Origin of the sequence: Bradyrhizobium sacchari (assembly GCF_002068095.1) — a bacterium.
Classification (GTDB): Bacteria; Pseudomonadota; Alphaproteobacteria; order Rhizobiales; family Xanthobacteraceae; genus Bradyrhizobium; species Bradyrhizobium sacchari.
In genome coordinates this window covers 278,303-295,763 of record NZ_LWIG01000001.1, presented here as the reverse complement: position 1 = coordinate 295,763, position 17,461 = coordinate 278,303, and the positions used below count along the sequence as shown (strand labels likewise).

Here is a 17,461-nt window from a genome sequence, read left to right as displayed (position 1 = left end):
TCATCGGGCCGCGCTTCGCGCGGACCCGTTGGCTCGCAATGACGGAGTGCGCAGCTAGTCTTTTCTGAACACAATCGACGCCATCCACCCCGTCATCAGCGCCATCGCCACCGTGGCGAGGCCGTAGACGAACCCGTTCTGCCTTGCCGTCGTCGCGACGAACTGCTCGAAGCCGACCTTGACGATCTCGAAGGCGGTCTCGGTCTTGGTGATCAGCGCGCCGTTCGCGAACAGCTTGATCTCGACCTCATAGGTGCCGATCGGCACCTCCGCGGGGAGCGGAATGCCGGTGCGGAACAGCGTCGGCGTCAGGAACGTCACGGCGCTGGGGTCTTCGCGATAGAGCCCGCGCTGGGTGCGCAAGCGAATGAACGCGGACCGAAAAGCGTCGTTCGGCACCACGTCGGCAAAGTCGCCGCTGACCCGCTGCGTCAGCAGCACGTTGTTCAGCCCGATCTGCTGCCGCCGCGCGATCTCGGGCGAGGTGATGGCCTCGAACGGACGGTTGGCGAACAGCGCCAGATAGGTCGGCACCTGCAGGAATTGCCGGTAATCGGTGTTGATCCAGATGCCGAAGGCGCGTTCTTTCCGCCGCGTCACCATATCGGCGCGCGGACCCATCACGGTGACCACGAGATCGTAGGCAATGCGGTCGGCGGGCGTGGTCGCGTCCCGCTCCACCGAGCCAAACAGCACCAGCTCCTCGCCGGAATAATTCGGTGTCACCGTGACGCGATGGTTGGAGACCGACACGATCAGCCGCTCGGCGCGCGCGACGGATCCGAGCAGCAGGACGAGCAGCACTGTGAGGAGCGTGCGCATCATGTGCCCACCCCCAGTTCGCGGATGGTGAAGAGATCCTCAGGCCGGATCACCAGCTCGATCGCGAAGCGGACGCCGACGGAGAGGATCAGGAGACCCAGCAGCAGCCGCAGCTGCTCGCCGCGGATCTTCTGTCCGGCACGTGCCCCGAATTGCGCCCCGGTGACGCCGCCGACCATCAGGATCAGCGCCAGCACGGCATCGACCAGGTGGTTGGTCGCCGCGTGCAGCATGGTTGCGACCAGCATGGTGACGAGGGTGAGGACCATCGAGGTCCCGATCACCGTCGAGGTCGGCACCCTCAACAGATAGATCATGATCGGCACCAGGATGAAGCCGCCGCCGATGCCCATGATGGCGCCGATGAAGCCGATCATGGTGCCGACGATGAGCACGGGGATCACCGAGAGATAGATTTTCGAGCGCTTGAACCGCATCTTCAGCGGCAGGCCGTGGATCCAGCTGTGCGTGCGTCGCGGCGGCACCGCGCCGCGCCGGGTCCGCATCAGGGCGCGCAGGCCTTCGGAGAACATCAGGCTGCCGACCGTGGTGAGCAGCACCACGTAAGAGAGCGCGATCATCAGATCGAGCTGGCCGAGCGCGCGAAGCTGCGTGAAGGTCCACACGCCCAGCGCCGTGCCGGTGATGCCGCCGCTCAACAGGACACTCGCCAGCGCCGGATCGATCGCGCGCCGCCGCCAGTAGGTCAGCGCGCCGGAAAACGAGGAGGCCGCGATGTGGCTCGCCACGGAAGCGACCGCGACCGCCGGCGTGATGCCGATGAAGATCAGCAGCGGCGTCATCAGGAAGCCGCCGCCGATGCCGAACATGCCGGAGACGAAGCCGACGGCCGCGCCCATCGCCAGCACCAGGAAGACGTTGACCGGAAGATCGGCGATCGGGAGATAAAGTTGCATTGAACCTGCGCACCGGCGAGACGGATCGACGAACGCGGAATGCTCGCGGAAAGGACGGAACGATTGCCGCGTCCTTCAATAGCGGAATTTGCGGGGGAGCGGGACCGGGAATTTTGCGGCGCGGTGAACAGTCGTGACGAGAGCGTGAAGATATCCGTGATCGTTGCCACAACGCAGGTGCGCTCCCTCCCCCGCCTGCGGGGGAGGGTTGGGGAGAGGGTGTCTCCGCGCTGAGACTCCCCCAGAGGAGAAAGCCCTCACCCGCGCCTTCGGCGCGACCTCTCCCGCAAGCGGGAGAGGTGCACCGAGCCCGTGGCTCGTTCCGTCTGCTTAAAGCTATCCGCCCCTCAATGCGCCGCCGACGCCGAGCGCTTGGCGGCGACCGGCTTCGGTGCGGGCTTTGCGGTCGTCTGCGGCGCGTTGTCCCAGCCGCCGTTCGGAGCGGGAACGTTGACCGCATCGTCGGGCTGCGGCTCGGCGCTGAAAGTCTGGATCGCGAGCTTGGCGGCGGCGAGCGATTGCGGGTCGAGGCGCTTGGCGACATCGTCACGCTTGCCGGCGGCATCCGCATCGCCCTGCGCGGCCGCGAGGCTGAACCATTTGTAGGATTCGGCGAGGTTCTGCTCGACGCCGATACCGCGGGCATAGAGGATGCCGAGGTTGAACTGGCTATCGGCGACGCCGCGGTCGGCGGCTTTGCGGAACCACTGCGCCGCGCTCTTGTAATTGGCGCCGCGTCCCCCGCCGTCGGCGTCGAGCACCGCGAGATTGTGCATCGCCTTGGCGTTGCCGCGCTCGGCGGCCTGGGTGTAGTAGCGGCGGGCGATGTCGGCGTCCTTCTTCACGCCGAGACCTTTCTCGTAGAGCGTGCCGAGGCGGAAGGTCGCGGGCACCACGCCGGCCTGCGCCGCGCGGTCGTACCACTTCGCCGCTTCGTCGTAATTGGTGGCGACGCCCTTGCCTTCGGCAAAGCGCACGCCGATCTCGTAGGCCGCGGTCGCATCGCCCTTCATCGCGGCGGTGCGCAGGGCCGCGCCGCCGATGCCGTCAGGCAGCTTCTCGCTCGGCGGCACCTGGATGAGGCCCAGCCGAGCGCGGCTGGTGCCTGACAGCGCGCCGGTGACGTCGCTGCTCGCGGCAGGCGGCGGCACTGCCGCGGCAGGCGCCTGCGGGATTTCGACCGAGGCCGAGCCGCCGGAATTGGGAAGGGGCACCGGCGCAGCGTTGTTCTGCGATTGCCGCCCGATCGGCGTCGGCGAAGTCATCGACGGCGTGATCTGCTCGGGCGCGGCCGGCTTGGTCTCGACCGGCGGCGGTGGGGCCTGCGGTGCCGGCTGGCTCGGAATATCCTGCATGGCCTGCGGCGCCGGCGGCGCGCTGCCGCCCTCGAGCAGGTTCATCGCCATCTTGAAGGTGCCGAGCACGATCACGACCACGCTCGCGCCGACCAGCAGCGAGCGGATCTTTGAGGTGATGGTCGAGCCACCTTCCTGGCCCTTGTCCTTGGCGCGGGCGATCGCGGCCTTGGCGCCACGGGCCGGCTTCTCGGGCGGCTGCGCGGCGGCGGCTTGCGCCGCGCGGCGTGCGGCCGCGATGAAGCTCGACGACGACACAGGCTCCTTTGGAGCTGCGGGGATTTCGCTGATCGCGCTTTCGGAGGCGGCAATCCGCTCCGACGGCGTGGCGGCACGGCCGCCCGGCCGCGTGCCCGGCTCGAGCGGATGATCCGGCGGCAAGTCCGGTGCAATCGCAGCGCGTGCCGGCGCCGTGTGCGGCTCCAGGATCTCGCTGATCGCGCGCGGCGGCAGGGGTGGTGCGGCCGGCGGCACCGGTGGCGGCGCAGCGGGTGCGGCGGCATGGAACTCACGCGGCGCAGCGACGAAGGCGGAATGCGGCGGTTGCTGCATGGCGGCCGGGTTCGGCAGCTCGGGCTTCGGATCGTATTTCGGCGGCTGCGGCTCACGCGCCATCGGCGCGGGCTCAATCGGCGCGGCCATCGGCATCGGCGCAGCGGCCGGCGGCGCGCTGCGCACCGCGCGCAGATCGCCTTCGATCATGGAGAGGCGATCGACGACGTGGCCGAGCGCGCTGTGCACGGCGTCGAGCGAGTCCTGTGTGCTGCGGTTGGTCTCGGCCTGGCTGAAGCGGATGTCGGAGAGCTCGCGCTTGACGAGATCGACCACGCCTGAATCGACCGGCGGCGCCGCGCTGCGGCTCTCGGCGAGGGCCGAATAGGTCGCCTGCTGCCGTTCCAGGTGGCGGAGGATGTCGTGCAGGCCGTCCTCGACGCGGCTCAAATTGCTGTTGCGCGGATCGGCGGCGGCCTCGATCCGCTCCAGCAGGTACGAGACGCGCTGTTCGAGATGCGCGAAGGTCGAGGCGGAATCGTTGCCGACCTGTATGCGGTCGAAGCGGTCTGACAGCGCGCGGATCGCGGCTTCCAGATGCTCCGTGCTCTCGGACGGCTGCGGCCGCTCGCGGGTTTCGAGCGCGGTGGTGAGCGCGGCGATGCGCTGCTCCAGCACCGCGAAGCTGTCGCTGTGGCCGGACGCGCGGGTGATCTGGTCGACCTTGGACGACAGCAGCTGCACGTCTTCAGACAGCCGTGCCAGCGCCTCGTTGGAGGCGACGTTGGAGACGATGCCGCGCAGCGCCGCGATCGCGCCTTCGAGCTGGCGCACCGTCGAGGGATCGTCGTTGGCGCGCAGGATCAGATCGAGCTTGGCGCCGAGATTGCGGATCGCCTCGTCGTAGCCGGTGAGCTGCTCGGCCGGCGTCAGCGTGCGCAGCACCTGCTTGATGTCGGACAGCGCGCGCTCGATGCCTGACAGAACCTGGGCATCGGTGCCGTTGGAGCGGGTCTCGTCGATGCGACGATGCAGCGAGCGGATCTCGTTCTCGATCGATTCGATCGCACGCCGCGGCATCGCCTCGGTGATGGCGTGGCGGATCTCGGCAAGCTCGCTGCGGAACGCATTGATCGCCTGCTCGGTATTGTCGGGCCGCTGCAGCGATTCGATCTGGCTCGTGATCTTGAGCAGATGGCGCTCGAGCGCCGAGAAATCCGGCCCCGGCTGCGTTGGCGGCGGAGCGTAGGCCGGCGCCGGCGGCGCCATGGACGGGGCGTAAGGTGCTGCGGGTGCAATCGGGGGCGCTGAGCGCGGCGGCATCTGCCGGGGCGCAACGCCGTCGAGCTCGCTCTGGCGCGCGGTGATCTCGGCGACCGCAACGTCGAACGACGCGGGGCTCAGGGGGGGTGAGCTGCGGTAGACTTGAGCTGCCGCACGCTCGACCGCGTCGGCCTGACGCTGGCGCGTTTCAACGGGCGAGGGCGCAGGGGCTGGCCGCGGGGCCTGAGATTGCTGCGGCTGCTGCGGACGGGAGATTTGCGACAGGCGCGCGTCGAGCCGCGAGATCGCGTCGTTGAGCTGGCGCGCGACGCCCTGCTCGCGTGAGACGTCTCTTTCACGAGAAGAGTCTTGGCGCGGGGCGGGTTTTGAAATCCGTTCGATCTGCTGGGTGATCGCGTCGAGCCGCTGGTGGATGTCCGCGACTTCGCGGCTCTCCCGACTCGGCATGTGTTGCGGACGTTGATCCTGACGCTGGTCGTAGGGTCCGCGAAAGTTTGGCGGGGCAGTCTCGCCGAGCGTGGAGTTCAGCCAATCGTTGAGCGACATCCCCGCGCGACGCGCAGCAGCTTCGGCCCGCTCCCTCACGGATGGATCGATGCCGTCAACACTCCACGATACGCGCGAATTCATGACTCTGTCCGGTTCCGACTCCGGCGCCCCACCCGACGCCTCCAGCCACCCCACGCGTGCCGGTTGCAAAGACAATCGAATTTGGCGCGGGTCGTCTGCCTCGAAAACCGACTTTTTCCTGTTACGGTAAATAACGGGTTAAGGAACGCGGACCCGGTGTCTTAAAGTTGGGCGAGGGGAACTTGGGGCGCGACGTGGTCGCCACGTAACCGGTGCGCTCCCTCCCCCGCGTGCGGGGGAGGGTCGGGGAGAGGGTGTTTCCTCAATGAGACAATCCCCAAGAGGAGAAAGCCCTCACCCGCGCCTTCGGCGCGACCTCTCCCGCAAGCGGCAGAGGTGACAGCACCGCCATCGCAGCTCAAGCCTTCCCCTCGCGCTTGCCATCCTCGATCGGCACCACCGCCGCCTTGCCGCTCATGGTCGACAGTGCCGCGAGCGCCTCTTCGCAGAAATCGGCCACCATCTGCTCGTGCCGCGCGCCGAGCTGGAGCAGGAGCAAATTGCCGAGGTCGAGCCGGCCTTCCGCAGTGCCGTCCGGAAAACGTTTCTTCAGGATGCGCTCGTAATTGGCGTGGCGGTCGCGATGGTGCTCCAGGCGGGCCATCAGATCGGTGCGCATCGGCTCGATGTCGATGCTGTCGAGCGCATGCAGCCGGACCAGCAGGTCGTCCTTGATCGAGGGGGGCGTGCTTGGCCGCGCGGCCCAGTGCCGCAGCGCTGTTCTACCCTCGGGCGTAAGCGTATAAACCAGCTTGTTGGGCTTGCCTGACTGCACGACCTCGCGGCCCTGGATGTAGCCGCGGTCGCGCAGTTTGGAGAGTTCGCGGTAGATCTGCTGGTGGTCGGCCTTCCAGAAGAAGCCGATCGAGGAATCGAACGTCTTGGCGAGCTCGTAGCCCGTCATGGGGCGTTCCGTCAGGCATGCGAGGATTGCGTCGCCCAGAGCCATGGCACCAGCTCCCTTTTTAGAGGTCCCGACCAATTGACTTGACTTTATGCGTATTGGTGCATATGCGTCAATGTGCATATGAGGTGGCCGAGGTCGCGGCTCATGATTCGACCGAAAAAACGCAGCGGAATCAATCTCCTAGCTACTGTGCATGGGGGTTGTTTTCGCGGTTTTTGCCAAGGGCCGTAATTCAAGATGGCCTTGATTGAGGGAGGCAAGCTGACAATGACCGGCCTCGATTCCTGGTACGCCGTCATGAAGTCCCAAGATCGCAGCGAAGCTGCGAAAGCGCTCTGGGACCTCTTGCATCCTGACGCCGTGTTCGAAAGCCCCGTGGTGCATTCGCCCCAGCGCGGCCGCGACATCACCTTCAAATATCTCGCGAGCGCCGAGAAGGTGCTCGGCGGCCCGGGCTTCACTTATGTCGGCGAGTGGAAGAGCGAGAGCGGCGCCGTGCTCGAATTCAAGAATGTCATCGACGGCATCGAGATCAACGGTGTCGACATCATCACCTTCGATGCCGAGGGGCGCATCACCCATTTCAAGGTGATGGTGCGTCCGCTCAAGGCCATCAACATGCTGCACCGCCTGATGGCGGAGCAGTTGGCCGCCGCCCAGTCCTAAGCCAACATCATCACTTCAGACCGCCTGCCGGGAGACCACCATGCCGATCTACAAAGCCCCCGTCGAAGACGTGAACTTCCTGCTCAACGACGTCTTCCAGATCGACCGCTACGACAACCTCGCCGGCTTCTCCGATGCGTCGAGCGACGTGCGCGAGGCGATCCTGGGCGAAGCCGCCAGGCTCGCCGAAGAGGTGCTGCAGCCGCTGAACCGTGTCGGCGATCTCGAAGGCTGCAAGCGCGCCGATGACGGCAGCGTCACCACGCCGAAGGGATTCAAGGGCGCCTTCAAGCAGGTCGCCGAGGGCGGCTGGCTCGGCCTGTCGGCGCCGACCGAGTTCGGCGGCCAGGGCCTGCCGGTGACGCTCTCGCAAGCCGTCAACGAATTCCAGATCTCCGCTAACATGGCGTTCTCGATGTATGGCGGCCTCACCATGGGTGCGACCGCCGCGCTGCTCGTTCACGGCTCGCCGGAGCAGAAGCGGACCTACGTGCCGAAAATGATCGCGGGCGAGTGGACCGGCACCATGAACCTGACCGAGCCGCATTGCGGCACCGACCTCGGCATGCTCCGCACCAAGGCGGTGCGGCAGGCCGACGGCAGCTTTAAGATCACCGGCACCAAGATCTTCATCTCGGCCGGCGAGCACGACCTCGCCGACAACATCATCCACCTGGTCCTCGCCCGCATCGAGGGCGCGCCCGCCGGCATCAAGGGCGTGTCGCTGTTCGTCGTGCCGAAGTTCCTGGTGAACGCGGACGGTTCGGTCGGGCAGCGCAACGGCGTCGTCTGCGGCTCGATCGAGCACAAGATGGGCATCCACGGCAATTCGACCTGCGTGATGAACTACGACGGTGCCACCGGCTGGCTGATCGGCGAAGAGAACAAGGGCATGCAGGGCATGTTCGTGATGATGAACGAGGCCAGGCTCGGCGTCGCCGTGCAGGGCCTCGCGCAGTCCGAGGTCGCCTATCAGAACGCGGTCGCCTATGCCCGCGAGCGCATCCAGGGCCGCGCGCTCACCGGCGCCAAGGCGCCGGACAAGGCGGCCGACCCGATCATCGTGCATCCCGACGTGCGCCGCACGCTGCTCTCGATTCGCGCCTTCAACGAGGCCGCGCGCGCGTTCGTGATGTGGACCGCGCTGAAGAGCGACGTCGCCCACCGCTCCGAAGACCCGAAGGACCGCCAGGCCGCCGACGACCACATGGGCCTGATGACGCCGGTGCTGAAGGGCTTCCTCACCGAGTACGGCTTTGCCAACGCGGTGCAGGCACAGCAGATGTACGGCGGCCACGGCTACATCGCCGAGCAGGGCATGGAGCAGTTCGTGCGCGATGCGCGCATTGCCATGATCTATGAAGGCGCCAACGGCATCCAGGCGCTCGACCTCGTCGGCCGCAAGCTGCCGCGCGACGGCGGCCGCGCCATCATGGCCTTCTTCGGCGAGGTCATGGCGTTTGCCAAGGAGAACGGCGGCGACGAGGCGATGAAGCCGTTCATCACCCCGCTCTCGACCTCGCTCGGCCATCTCCAGCAGGCCACCACCTGGCTGATGCAGAACGCGATGATGAAGCCGGACAATGCCGGCGCCGCCGCGACCGACTACATGCACCTCTTCGGCTTCGTCGCGCTCGGCTACATGTGGGCCAAGATGGCCAAGGTGACGAACGCCAAGATTGCCGAGCAGGGCGCCACGCCCTATCTCTCCACGAAACTCGTCACCGGCCGCTTCTTCATGGAGCGGATGCTGCCGGAGACTGCGGCCAATCTCGCGCGCATCCAGTCCGGCTGCGCCACCATCATGGAACTGCCGGCGGAAGCGTTCTGATCCCGCTGTCGCTTCCCAAGAGCTTTCAAACATCACATCAGGAGGGCGTCATGCCTGAGGCATTCATCTACGATCACGTCCGCACCCCCCGTGGACGCGGCAAGTCGGACGGCGCGCTGCACGAGGTGACCGCGCTCGCGCTCGCCACCGTGCCGCTGAAGGCCCTGAAGGACCGCAACAACCTGCCGGAAGATTCGGTCGACGACGTCGTGCTCGGCGTGGTCGATCCCGTCGGTGAAGCCGGGTCCGACATCGCGCGCTTCGCCGCGCTGAAAGCCGGTCTCGGCGAAGCCGTGCCCGGCGTGCAGATCAGCCGCTTCTGCGCCTCCGGCCTCGACGCCGTGAACTTTGCCGCAGCCCAGGTGATGAGCGGTCAGCACGAGCTGGTGATCGGTGGCGGCGCCGAATCCATGAGCCGCGTCGGCATCGGCGCCTCTGGCGGTGCCTGGCCGATGGACCCATCGATGGCGGTGCCGGCCTATTTCATGCCGCAGGGCGTTTCGGCCGATCTGATCGCGACCAAGTACGGCTTCTCGCGCGACGACGTCGATGCCTATGCGGTGCAGAGCCAGCAGCGTGCGGCCAAGGCCTGGGACGAGGGCCGCTTCAACAAGTCGGTCGTGCCGGTGAAGGACATCAACGGCCTCACCATCCTCGCCAAGGATGAACACATGCGCCCCTCGACGACGATGCAGTCGCTGGCGCAGCTCCAGCCCTCGTTCACGATGATGGCGCAGATGGGCGGCTTCGACGGCGTCGCGGTGCAGTCGCATCCGGAGATCGAGCGCGTCAACTACGTGCATCACGCCGGCAACTCCTCGGGCATCGTCGACGGCGCCGGCGCCGTGCTGCTTGGCAGCAAGGAGGCGGGCAGCAAGTACGGCATGAAGCCGCGCGCAAAAATCCGTGCCTTCGCCAATATCGGCTCGGAGCCGGCGATGATGCTGACCGGCCCGGTCGACGTCACCGAGAAGCTGTTCGCGCGCTCCGGCATGAACAAGTCGGACATCGACCTGTTCGAGCTCAACGAGGCCTTCGCCTCCGTCGTGCTGCGCTACATCCAGGCCTTCGACATCGACAACGCCAAGATCAACGTCAATGGCGGCGCCATCGCGCTCGGCCATCCGCTTGGCGCCACCGGCGCGATGATCCTCGGCACCGTGCTCGATGAGCTCGAGCGCACCAACAAGTCCACCGCCCTCGTCACGCTGTGCATCGGCGGCGGCATGGGCACCGCGACCATCATCGAGCGGGTCTAAGGGTAGGGAGCAACCACCATGTCGTACAAGAATTTCAAGGTTGAGACCGATTCCGACGGCATCGCGCTCGTCACCTGGGACATCCCGGGCCGTTCGATGAACGTGCTCGACGAGACCTCGACCAGCGAGCTCGACGCGATCGTCAAGGCGACCACGGCCGATGCGGCAGTGAAGGGCGTCGTCATCACCTCGGCGAAAGAGGCGTTCTGCGCCGGCGCCGACCTGTCCATGCTCGAAGGCATGAACCAGGCTTACGCCAAGGTGTTCAAGCAACAGGGCGAGACTGCCGCGAACCAGATGCTGTTCGACCAGAGCCGCCGCTTCTCGCAGGTGCTGCGCTCGATCGAAACTTCCGGCAAGCCATGGGCGGCCGCGATCAACGGCCTCGCGCTCGGCGGCGGTTTCGAGATCACGCTGTGCTGCCACTATCGCGTTGCGGCCGAGAATCCCAAGACCCGTCTCGGCCTGCCCGAGGTCAAGGTCGGCCTGTTCCCGGGCGCCGGCGGCACGCAGCGCGTGCCGCGCCTGGTGCCGCCGCAGGATGCCATGACCATTCTGCTCAAGGGCGATCCTGTCACGGTCGATAAGGCGAAGCAGCTCAATTTGATTCACGCCATCGTGCCGGCTGCCGACCTGATCAAGGCCGCGAAGGAGTGGATCAAGGGCGGCGGCAAGGCCGTCGCGCCCTGGGACGAGAAGGGCTTCAAGCTGCCCGGCGGCCCGGTGTTTTCCAAGGCCGGCATGATGATGTTCCCGGCCGGCAACGCGATCTATCGCCGCGAGACCTACGACAACTATCCGGCCGCGCGCGCCATCATGAGCTGCGTCTACGAGGGCCTGCAGTTGCCGATCGACGCCGCGTTGCGCGTCGAATCGCGCTACTTCACCTCGGTGCTGCGTTCGAAGGAAGCGGCTGCGATGATCCGCAGCCTGTTCCTGTCGATGCAGGAGCTCAACAAGGGCGCGCGCCGTCCGAAGGACGTTCCCGCGACCAAGGTGAAGAAGATCGCCGTGATCGGTGCCGGCTTCATGGGCGCCAGCGTCGGCTACGTCTCGGCGCGTGCCGGCCTCGACGTCGTCCTGATCGACCGCGACCAGGAGAGCGCCAACAAGGGCAAGGCGCATGCGCAGAAGGTGATCGAGGAGCAGATCAAGAAGGGCCGCGCCAAGCCCGCGGATGCCGAGGCACTGCTCGCGCGAATCACGCCGACCGCAGACTACGCCGCGCTGAAGGACGTGGACCTCGTCATCGAGGCCGTGTTCGAGGACCGCAAGGTCAAGGCCGAAACCTTCGCCAAGGCGCAGCAGTACCTGAAGCCGGACGTGATCTTCGCGTCGAACACTTCGACGCTGCCGATCACCTCTCTTGCTGAATCCTTCAAGGACCAGGGCAAGTTCGTCGGCATCCACTTCTTCTCGCCGGTCGAGAAGATGATGCTGGTCGAGATCATCCTCGGCAAGAACACCGGCGACGTCGCGCTCGCGACCGCGCTCGACTATGTCCGCCAGATCGGCAAGACGCCGATCGTGGTCAACGACTCCAGAGGCTTCTTCGCCAATCGCTGCGTCGGCCGCTACGTCGCCGAGGGCAACGAGATGTTCCTCGAAGGCGTGCCGCCGGCGATGATCGAGAACTGCGCCAAGATGGCCGGCATGCCGGTCGGCCCGCTCTCGCTGTCGGACGAAGTCGCGCTCGATCTCGGCCTCAAGATCATGAAGGCGACGGAAGCCGACCTCGGCCCCAATGCCATCAATCCCGATCAGAAGAAGCTGATGGTGGAGATGGTCGAGACCCAGGGCCGTCTCGGCCGCAAGAACAGCAAGGGGTTCTACGATTACCCCGAGAAGGGCAAGGGCCAGAAGAGCCTGTGGCCGGGTCTCTCCGCGCTGCAGCCGAAGCAGCTCGACCCCGATGCGCTCGATATCGAAGAGCTGAAGCAGCGCTTCCTGGTGGTGCAGGCGGTGGAAGCTGCGCGGACGGTGGAGGACAACGTCATCACCGATCCGCGCGAAGCCGATGTCGGCTCGATCCTCGGCTTCGGCTTCGCGCCGTTCACCGGCGGCACGCTGTCCTACATCGACTTCATGGGCACGAAGAAGTTCGTCGAGCTCTGCCACAAGCTGGAAGCGAAGTACGGCTCGCGCTTCACGCCGCCGAAGCTGCTCGAGGAGATGGCCGCGAAGGGCGAGACCTTCTACGGTCGCTTCGCGCCGAAGAAAGCGGCTGCTGCCTGATCGTTCGACGGGCTGCGTACTCGAAACAGAAAGGCCGGATCACCGATCCGGCCTTTTGCATTTTCAGACGAGCGCATCACGGTTGTGCAAGATTTGTTCCGGGTTGTGGAACCGCCCACAGAATCGGGATAGGAACCGTGCAAGAGTCCCGTTGCCGCAGGCGTCGCGCAATTGTCATAGGCGCGCCAAAGCGGCGCCGTTCTTTTGCTTGGCCCCGGCACTAGTCTTGCTGCGGGTCAGGGTCACGAATCGCGTTGGGACACTTGCCGATCCCGTCGGCAAGCCGAAGACGAAAAGAAAGTTGTCCTTGATGAACTCCTTGGTGCTGCGGAAGACCGCGCTTGGTCGTGATCTTGCCGCGAAATATGCTGTTGCCTCCGCAACTGTCTCTCCCTCATCGCAGCAGAAGCCGGCGCGCCTGCGCCGCAAGGGCCCGGCGCTCTGGGGCGCGTTGGCGCTACTTGTGCTGGCGGCGGATTTTTTGCTCGCCTATCTCGCCTGGCTCGCCGTCGACCTCGTCGTGGGATGAGACCTGGCGAGCGTGCAGCAGATACGACGCCGCCAAATAGGCGAGCTGGGAGACCGCAAGACAGATGGCGATGACGGTCACGCCCCCGATCAGTCTGAAATCGTACGTGCGAAGAACGATCGCCGAGACAATCGCGATCAACGGCGAGATCACGACCAGCGCCCAGATCCTGAAAACGTGACCTGTCGCGATTCCCACCAGCGCGCTTGCAACGATCAGGACGATGGCAATCGTCAACTTCAACCTCGGCGAAAGTGCAAATATTCTTCAATCAAAGCATCAAGTTCGCCCGCTTTGCGGGTGCTGACAAGACAGCACTACTTACGTTTGGCGAACAGTAGTTCATAAGTCTAATCAAGGTACGATGATCCGGCGGACGATCGATCCCTGCGGTGCTGTGATGCGGCAACACAAGGGCCGGATCATCGATCCGGCCCTTGGGACATCGATCGCTGTCGCGTCTCAGGCGGCCTGGATCAACCCTTCCTTCTTGAGCGCTTCCTGCACCTGTGGGCGCGCGGCGACGCGGGCCTTGTAGGCGGCAAGATGCGGCATCGCGGTGAAGTCGAACTTCATCCGGTCGGCCCAGGTCAGCATCGTGAACAGATAGCCGTCGGCCACTGTGAACTGCTTGCCCATGAGGTAGTCGCGGCCGGCGAGCTGGCTGTCGATGTATTTCAGCTTGCCCATGACGCGCTCCCTGAAGAAGGCCTTGGCCTCGTCGTTCAGCGCCGGGGCGAACATTGGGCCAAAACTCTTGTGGACCTCGGAGGTGAGGAAGTTCAGCCATTCGAGCAACTTGTAGCGCTCGGAGCTGCCGTGGGCGGGCGCCAGCGCCTTGGCGGAGGCGTGGTCGGCGATCATCTGGACAATCACCGGACCTTCGGTCACGATCTCACCGCTGTCGAGGCCCAGCGCAGGGACCTGGCCCTTGGGGTTCAGCTTCAGATAATCCTCACCATTTTCGAGCTTCTTGGCCCGGATATCGACCTTGACCAGCTCATAGGGCAGGCTGGCTTCCAGGAGCGCGATGTGGGGGGACAGGGAGCAGGCGCCGGGCGAATAATAGAGCTTCATGGAATTTCCTCCTCTTGACGCTTGGCTACGGCGAAGGAACGCCTACATGCACCTGCATGCAATAGTCAAGATTGATGCAGGTGCATCGAGTGAGGTAAGAGACGGGCGACGAGCTTGAGCGGGACCATGAAACGCAAACCATCGATCGAGGCAACCTCCGCCTGGATCCGCCTGATGCGGGTGCAGAGCCGCGTGCTCGACTGCGTCGAGCAGGATCTGAAGAAGGCGGGATTCCCGCCGCTGGCCTGGTATGACGCGCTGCTCGAACTGTCGCGCGCGCCCTCTGGCGAGCTGCGGCCGGTGGAACTCGAGCGGCAGATGCTGATCCCGCAATACTCCACCTCGCGCCTGATCGACCGCCTGGTCGACGAGGGGCTTGCCTCCCGGCGCGAATGCAAGATCGACAAGCGCGGCCAGTTCGTGGAGATCACCGAGGCCGGCCGCGAACTGCAGAAGCGGATGTGGGGCGCCTATTCCGCCGCGATCGAGAAATATGTCGGCTCGAAACTGTCCGATGCCGATGCCGTCAAGCTCAGCGGTCTGCTCGACCGGCTGGGCTGCTCGTGCGGCGAAATGAAGCTGCCGCCTGCCGCCAACGTCAACGAAAGCACGCCGTCGCGATGATCGCGCGGCAAATCAGCACGTCCGCGCACCCAGTGGTCCGCGGACGATCCCCTTCACCCCGCGCGCATTCGGTCGAAGCGCTTTTGATTAGAGTTTGATATGGCGCGAGACCAGATCGACATGACGCCACTGCAGTCACGCGACGAGCTCGTGGCGTGGTTCGAGGCCGGCTGCAAGGACCCGTCCGAATTCCGCATGGGTACCGAGCACGAGAAGACGCCGTTCACGCTCGAAGGCCACCGGCCGGTGCCCTATGAGGGCGCGCGCGGCATCGGCGCGCTGCTCGAAGGCATGAAGCTCCTGCTCGGCTGGGAGCCGATCATGGAGAAGGGCAACATCATCGGCCTCTACGACGTCACCGGCGGTGGCGCGATCTCGCTCGAGCCGGGCGGGCAGTTCGAGCTCTCCGGCGCGCCGGTCGAGAACGTCCACCAGACCCAGAGCGAGCTGATGGCGCATCTTGCCCAGGTGCGCGAGATCGCAACGCCGCTCGGGATCGGCTTCCTCGGTCTCGGCATGACGCCGTCCTGGTCGCGCTCCGATATCCCGGTGATGCCCAAGGGCCGCTACAAGATCATGACCAATTACATGCCGAAGGTCGGCCAGTACGGCCTCGACATGATGTACCGGACCTGCACGGTGCAGACCAATCTCGACTTCTCCTCCGAAGCCGACATGGTCAAGAAGCTGCGCGTGTCGCTCGCGCTGCAGCCGGTCGCGACCGCCTTGTTCGCCAACTCGCCCTTCACCGAAGGCAAGCCGAACGGCTTCCTCTCCTTCCGCTCCGAGATCTGGCGCGACACCGACAATGCGCGCTCCGGCATGATGCCGTGGGCGTTCGAGGACGGCATGGGTTTTGAGCGCTATGTCGACTATGCGCTCGACGTGCCCATGTATTTCGTCAAGCGTGGCGAGGAGTATATCGACGTCTCCGGCTCCTCGTTCCGTGCCTTCTTCGACGGCCGCAACAACAACCTTCCCGGCGAGCGTCCGACGCTGTCGGACTGGGCCAACCATCTCTCGACGATCTTCCCGGAAGTGCGGCTCAAGCGCTATCTCGAGATGCGCGGCTCCGACGGCGGACCGTGGGGGCGCCTGCCGGCGCTGCCGGCCTTCTGGGTCGGGCTGCTCTATGACGATGTGTCGCTCGATGCCGCCTGGGACATGGTGAAGCACTGGAGCGCGCATGAGCGCCAGGCTCTGCGCGACGACGTGCCGCGCTTCGGCTTCAAGTCCCGCATCAAGGACCGTTATCTGTTCGAGATCGCCAAGGAATGCCTCGTTCTGGCACATGCGGGCCTGCGCCGGCGCGGCCGGATCGACCAGCTCGGACGCGACGAGACCCGGCATCTGGAGCCGCTCGACCGCATCATCGATTCCGGCCGGACGCCGGCCGAGGAAATGCTCGAGAAGTTCAACGGCCCCTGGAAGGGCTCGGTGGAACCTGCCTACGCGGAATACGCGTTCTAATTCGATACGCGACAACGCGGATTTCGGCCGTTCATCGCCCGTACAGGTTTGCGGCGATCAAATGATCGGCTGAAAAAACCTGAGCGTCGTCAATAACTCGAAAGCTGTTCCGATGAGGAAGGGCCACCTGTCCGGGGCCGTCATGGCAAGCCTCGTGGCCTGTGCCGCGTTGCTTTTGCTCGCGCTTGCGGGCGTGCCGGCGCGCGCCCAGACGGCGTTCGACCGGCCCGGCGGCGACTATTTCAGCACGCCGGTCACATCGGGCGACCCCGAGGATTGCGCGCTGCTGTGCGAGCGCGACCGCCGCTGCCGCGCGTGGAGCTTCAGCTATCCCGATATCGACGGCGCCGCGGCCGTCTGCTGGCTCAAGAACACCGTGCCGCCGCGCGTGCCCGGCAGTTGCTGCATCTCCGGGGTCCGCGGCGCCGGCGTGATCGAGCCGCGCGTCGAAGGCGTGGAAACGTCGATCGATCGCCCCGGCGGCGACTTGCGCAATTTCGAGCTCAAGGACGGCGAGGGCGAGGAGGCCTGCAGGGCTGCCTGCACCGCCGACAACAAATGCCGCGCCTTCACCTACGCCCGCCCCGGCTACACCGGCCGCGAGGCACGCTGCTTCCTGAAAAAGGAAATCAAGCCGCCGCGCCGGAAGGCGGGGTTCACCTCGGGCGTGGTGCGGTAGGCGCAACTCTTTCCACCGTCATTGCGAGCGCAGCGAAGCAATCCGGAGTGGTTCCGCGGAGGGATTCTGGATTGCTTCGCTGCGCTCGCGATGACGGGGAAGATGTAGCGGCATCTCACTCTGCGGCAATCACCGAGATCTCCGGCCACAGCGCCTTCCAGCGCGCGGCTTTCACCGCGTAACTCGCCGCCGAAAAATTCGGGCCTGGATTGGGCCGTGCGATCAGCCCCGCGACATCACCAAAGCCGTGCGGCGCGTAGACCTCGTAGCCGTCGCTCGCGCGCCTGACGCCGAATTGCGTATTCCGGGTGAGGAAGCGGTCGATCCCCTCCGTCGAGCTTCTCAAGGGCGGATAGGGCAGACCGTGCTTGCCGGGATACCACAGATGCACGCGCGCCTGGTTGCGGATCTCGATCTTGACGCCGAGATGCCCGAGCCGCTCCTGCAGCTTGCGGATCGCCGCGTCCTCCGCCTCCCACGACGTGTCGGGATCGAAATAGAACACGTCGTAATCGGCGATGCCGTGATCGATGGCGCGGCCGGTGAGCACGTTCCACACCGTCTGCACCAGGCATCCCGAGACCAGCCAGGCGTCGGGAAGCGCGAGATGCGCGAGTTCGTCGACGATCCCGGCATTGACCGGATTGCGCAGGACGAGAGCGAGAAATTCGTCCTGGCGCATCC

General features: G+C 65.6%; 14 protein-coding genes. 7 read left to right on the top strand and 7 right to left on the bottom strand.

Annotated elements, in window-relative coordinates; genetic code table 11:
• Positions 1-54: 54 nt before the first annotated feature.
• The 4 genes from A5906_RS01390 to A5906_RS01375 all read right to left on the bottom strand — a co-directional run bounded on the left by A5906_RS01390 (position 55) and on the right by A5906_RS01375 (position 6,449).
• Complete coding sequence (locus tag A5906_RS01390) at positions 55-825, bottom strand: TIGR02186 family protein (protein WP_136614862.1); 771 nt, start codon at positions 823-825, stop codon at positions 55-57.
• Positions 822-1,739, bottom strand: a complete 918-nt coding sequence (locus A5906_RS01385) for a sulfite exporter TauE/SafE family protein (protein ID WP_080133497.1) — start codon at positions 1,737-1,739, stop codon at positions 822-824. Before A5906_RS01385 ends, A5906_RS01390 begins: the two co-directional genes overlap by 4 nt.
• Before the next feature lie 347 nt (positions 1,740-2,086).
• Entirely contained in the window at positions 2,087-5,500 is a 3,414-nt protein-coding gene (locus A5906_RS01380; RefSeq protein ID WP_080133496.1) for a tetratricopeptide repeat protein, read from the bottom strand.
• A 358-nt stretch (positions 5,501-5,858) separates the two neighbouring features.
• Positions 5,859-6,449 (bottom strand): PadR family transcriptional regulator, encoded by a 591-nt coding sequence (locus A5906_RS01375; protein ID WP_080133495.1) that lies wholly within the window; start codon positions 6,447-6,449, stop codon positions 5,859-5,861.
• A 225-nt stretch (positions 6,450-6,674) separates the two neighbouring features.
• Between A5906_RS01375 and A5906_RS01370 the strand changes: the two genes are divergently transcribed.
• Genes A5906_RS01370 through A5906_RS01355 form a run of 4 tightly spaced genes read left to right on the top strand, consistent with a single transcriptional unit; the run spans position 6,675 to position 12,398 of the window.
• Positions 6,675-7,073, top strand: coding sequence for a nuclear transport factor 2-like protein (locus A5906_RS01370; protein ID WP_080134003.1), 399 nt, complete (start codon positions 6,675-6,677; stop codon positions 7,071-7,073).
• A 40-nt stretch (positions 7,074-7,113) separates the two neighbouring features.
• Positions 7,114-8,904, top strand: coding sequence for an acyl-CoA dehydrogenase C-terminal domain-containing protein (locus tag A5906_RS01365; protein WP_080133494.1), 1,791 nt, complete (start codon positions 7,114-7,116; stop codon positions 8,902-8,904).
• 50 nt (positions 8,905-8,954) lie between these two features.
• On the top strand, positions 8,955-10,163 hold the full coding sequence (locus A5906_RS01360) for an acetyl-CoA C-acetyltransferase (protein ID WP_080133493.1): 1,209 nt from the start codon (positions 8,955-8,957) through the stop codon (positions 10,161-10,163).
• A gap of 18 nt (positions 10,164-10,181) precedes the next feature.
• Entirely contained in the window at positions 10,182-12,398 is a 2,217-nt protein-coding gene (locus A5906_RS01355; protein WP_080133492.1) for an FAD-dependent oxidoreductase, read from the top strand.
• A gap of 457 nt (positions 12,399-12,855) precedes the next feature.
• On the opposite strand, the gene A5906_RS01345 is transcribed toward A5906_RS01355, so the two are convergent.
• The gene (locus tag A5906_RS01345; RefSeq protein WP_080134001.1) at positions 12,856-13,164 is read right to left on the bottom strand and encodes a hypothetical protein; all 309 of its coding nucleotides are present in this window, start codon (positions 13,162-13,164) and stop codon (positions 12,856-12,858) included.
• Positions 13,165-13,389: 225 nt separating this feature from the next.
• Positions 13,390-14,004, bottom strand: coding sequence for a glutathione transferase GstA (gene gstA, locus A5906_RS01340; RefSeq protein WP_080133491.1), 615 nt, complete (start codon positions 14,002-14,004; stop codon positions 13,390-13,392).
• A gap of 126 nt (positions 14,005-14,130) precedes the next feature.
• On the opposite strand from gstA, the gene A5906_RS01335 reads away from it, so the two are divergent.
• From A5906_RS01335 to A5906_RS01325, 3 genes are all read left to right on the top strand, one after another.
• A complete protein-coding gene (locus A5906_RS01335) occupies positions 14,131-14,628 on the top strand; it encodes a MarR family winged helix-turn-helix transcriptional regulator (protein ID WP_080133490.1) in 498 nt (165 codons plus the stop codon).
• A gap of 99 nt (positions 14,629-14,727) precedes the next feature.
• Positions 14,728-16,098, top strand: coding sequence for a glutamate--cysteine ligase (locus A5906_RS01330; RefSeq protein ID WP_080133489.1), 1,371 nt, complete (start codon positions 14,728-14,730; stop codon positions 16,096-16,098).
• Positions 16,099-16,210: 112 nt separating this feature from the next.
• Positions 16,211-16,777 (top strand): PAN domain-containing protein, encoded by a 567-nt coding sequence (locus A5906_RS01325; RefSeq protein WP_080133488.1) that lies wholly within the window; start codon positions 16,211-16,213, stop codon positions 16,775-16,777.
• 115 nt (positions 16,778-16,892) lie between these two features.
• Here the strand turns inward: A5906_RS01325 and A5906_RS01320 are convergent, their stop codons facing one another.
• Positions 16,893-17,459 carry a nucleotidyltransferase family protein gene (locus tag A5906_RS01320; RefSeq protein ID WP_080133487.1) on the bottom strand — a complete coding sequence of 189 codons (567 nt, stop codon included), beginning with the start codon at positions 17,457-17,459 and terminating at the stop codon, positions 16,893-16,895.
• Between the last annotated feature and the right edge of the window lie 2 nt (positions 17,460-17,461).

What these genes read in the sequence shown, in the direction of transcription:
- A5906_RS01390 (WP_136614862.1), bottom strand. Translation starts at nt 825, where the DNA reads ATGATGCGCACGCTCCTCACAGTGCTGCTCGTCCTGCTGCTCGGATCC.
- A5906_RS01385 (WP_080133497.1), bottom strand. Translation starts at nt 1,739, where the DNA reads ATGCAACTTTATCTCCCGATCGCCGATCTTCCGGTCAACGTCTTCCTG.
- A5906_RS01380 (WP_080133496.1), bottom strand. Translation starts at nt 5,500, where the DNA reads ATGAATTCGCGCGTATCGTGGAGTGTTGACGGCATCGATCCATCCGTG.
- A5906_RS01375 (WP_080133495.1), bottom strand. Translation starts at nt 6,449, where the DNA reads ATGGCTCTGGGCGACGCAATCCTCGCATGCCTGACGGAACGCCCCATG.
- A5906_RS01370 (WP_080134003.1), top strand. Translation starts at nt 6,675, where the DNA reads ATGACCGGCCTCGATTCCTGGTACGCCGTCATGAAGTCCCAAGATCGC.
- A5906_RS01365 (WP_080133494.1), top strand. Translation starts at nt 7,114, where the DNA reads ATGCCGATCTACAAAGCCCCCGTCGAAGACGTGAACTTCCTGCTCAAC.
- A5906_RS01360 (WP_080133493.1), top strand. Translation starts at nt 8,955, where the DNA reads ATGCCTGAGGCATTCATCTACGATCACGTCCGCACCCCCCGTGGACGC.
- A5906_RS01355 (WP_080133492.1), top strand. Translation starts at nt 10,182, where the DNA reads ATGTCGTACAAGAATTTCAAGGTTGAGACCGATTCCGACGGCATCGCG.
- gstA (WP_080133491.1), bottom strand. Translation starts at nt 14,004, where the DNA reads ATGAAGCTCTATTATTCGCCCGGCGCCTGCTCCCTGTCCCCCCACATC.
- A5906_RS01335 (WP_080133490.1), top strand. Translation starts at nt 14,131, where the DNA reads ATGAAACGCAAACCATCGATCGAGGCAACCTCCGCCTGGATCCGCCTG.
- A5906_RS01330 (WP_080133489.1), top strand. Translation starts at nt 14,728, where the DNA reads ATGGCGCGAGACCAGATCGACATGACGCCACTGCAGTCACGCGACGAG.
- A5906_RS01325 (WP_080133488.1), top strand. Translation starts at nt 16,211, where the DNA reads ATGAGGAAGGGCCACCTGTCCGGGGCCGTCATGGCAAGCCTCGTGGCC.
- A5906_RS01320 (WP_080133487.1), bottom strand. Translation starts at nt 17,459, where the DNA reads ATGCGCCAGGACGAATTTCTCGCTCTCGTCCTGCGCAATCCGGTCAAT.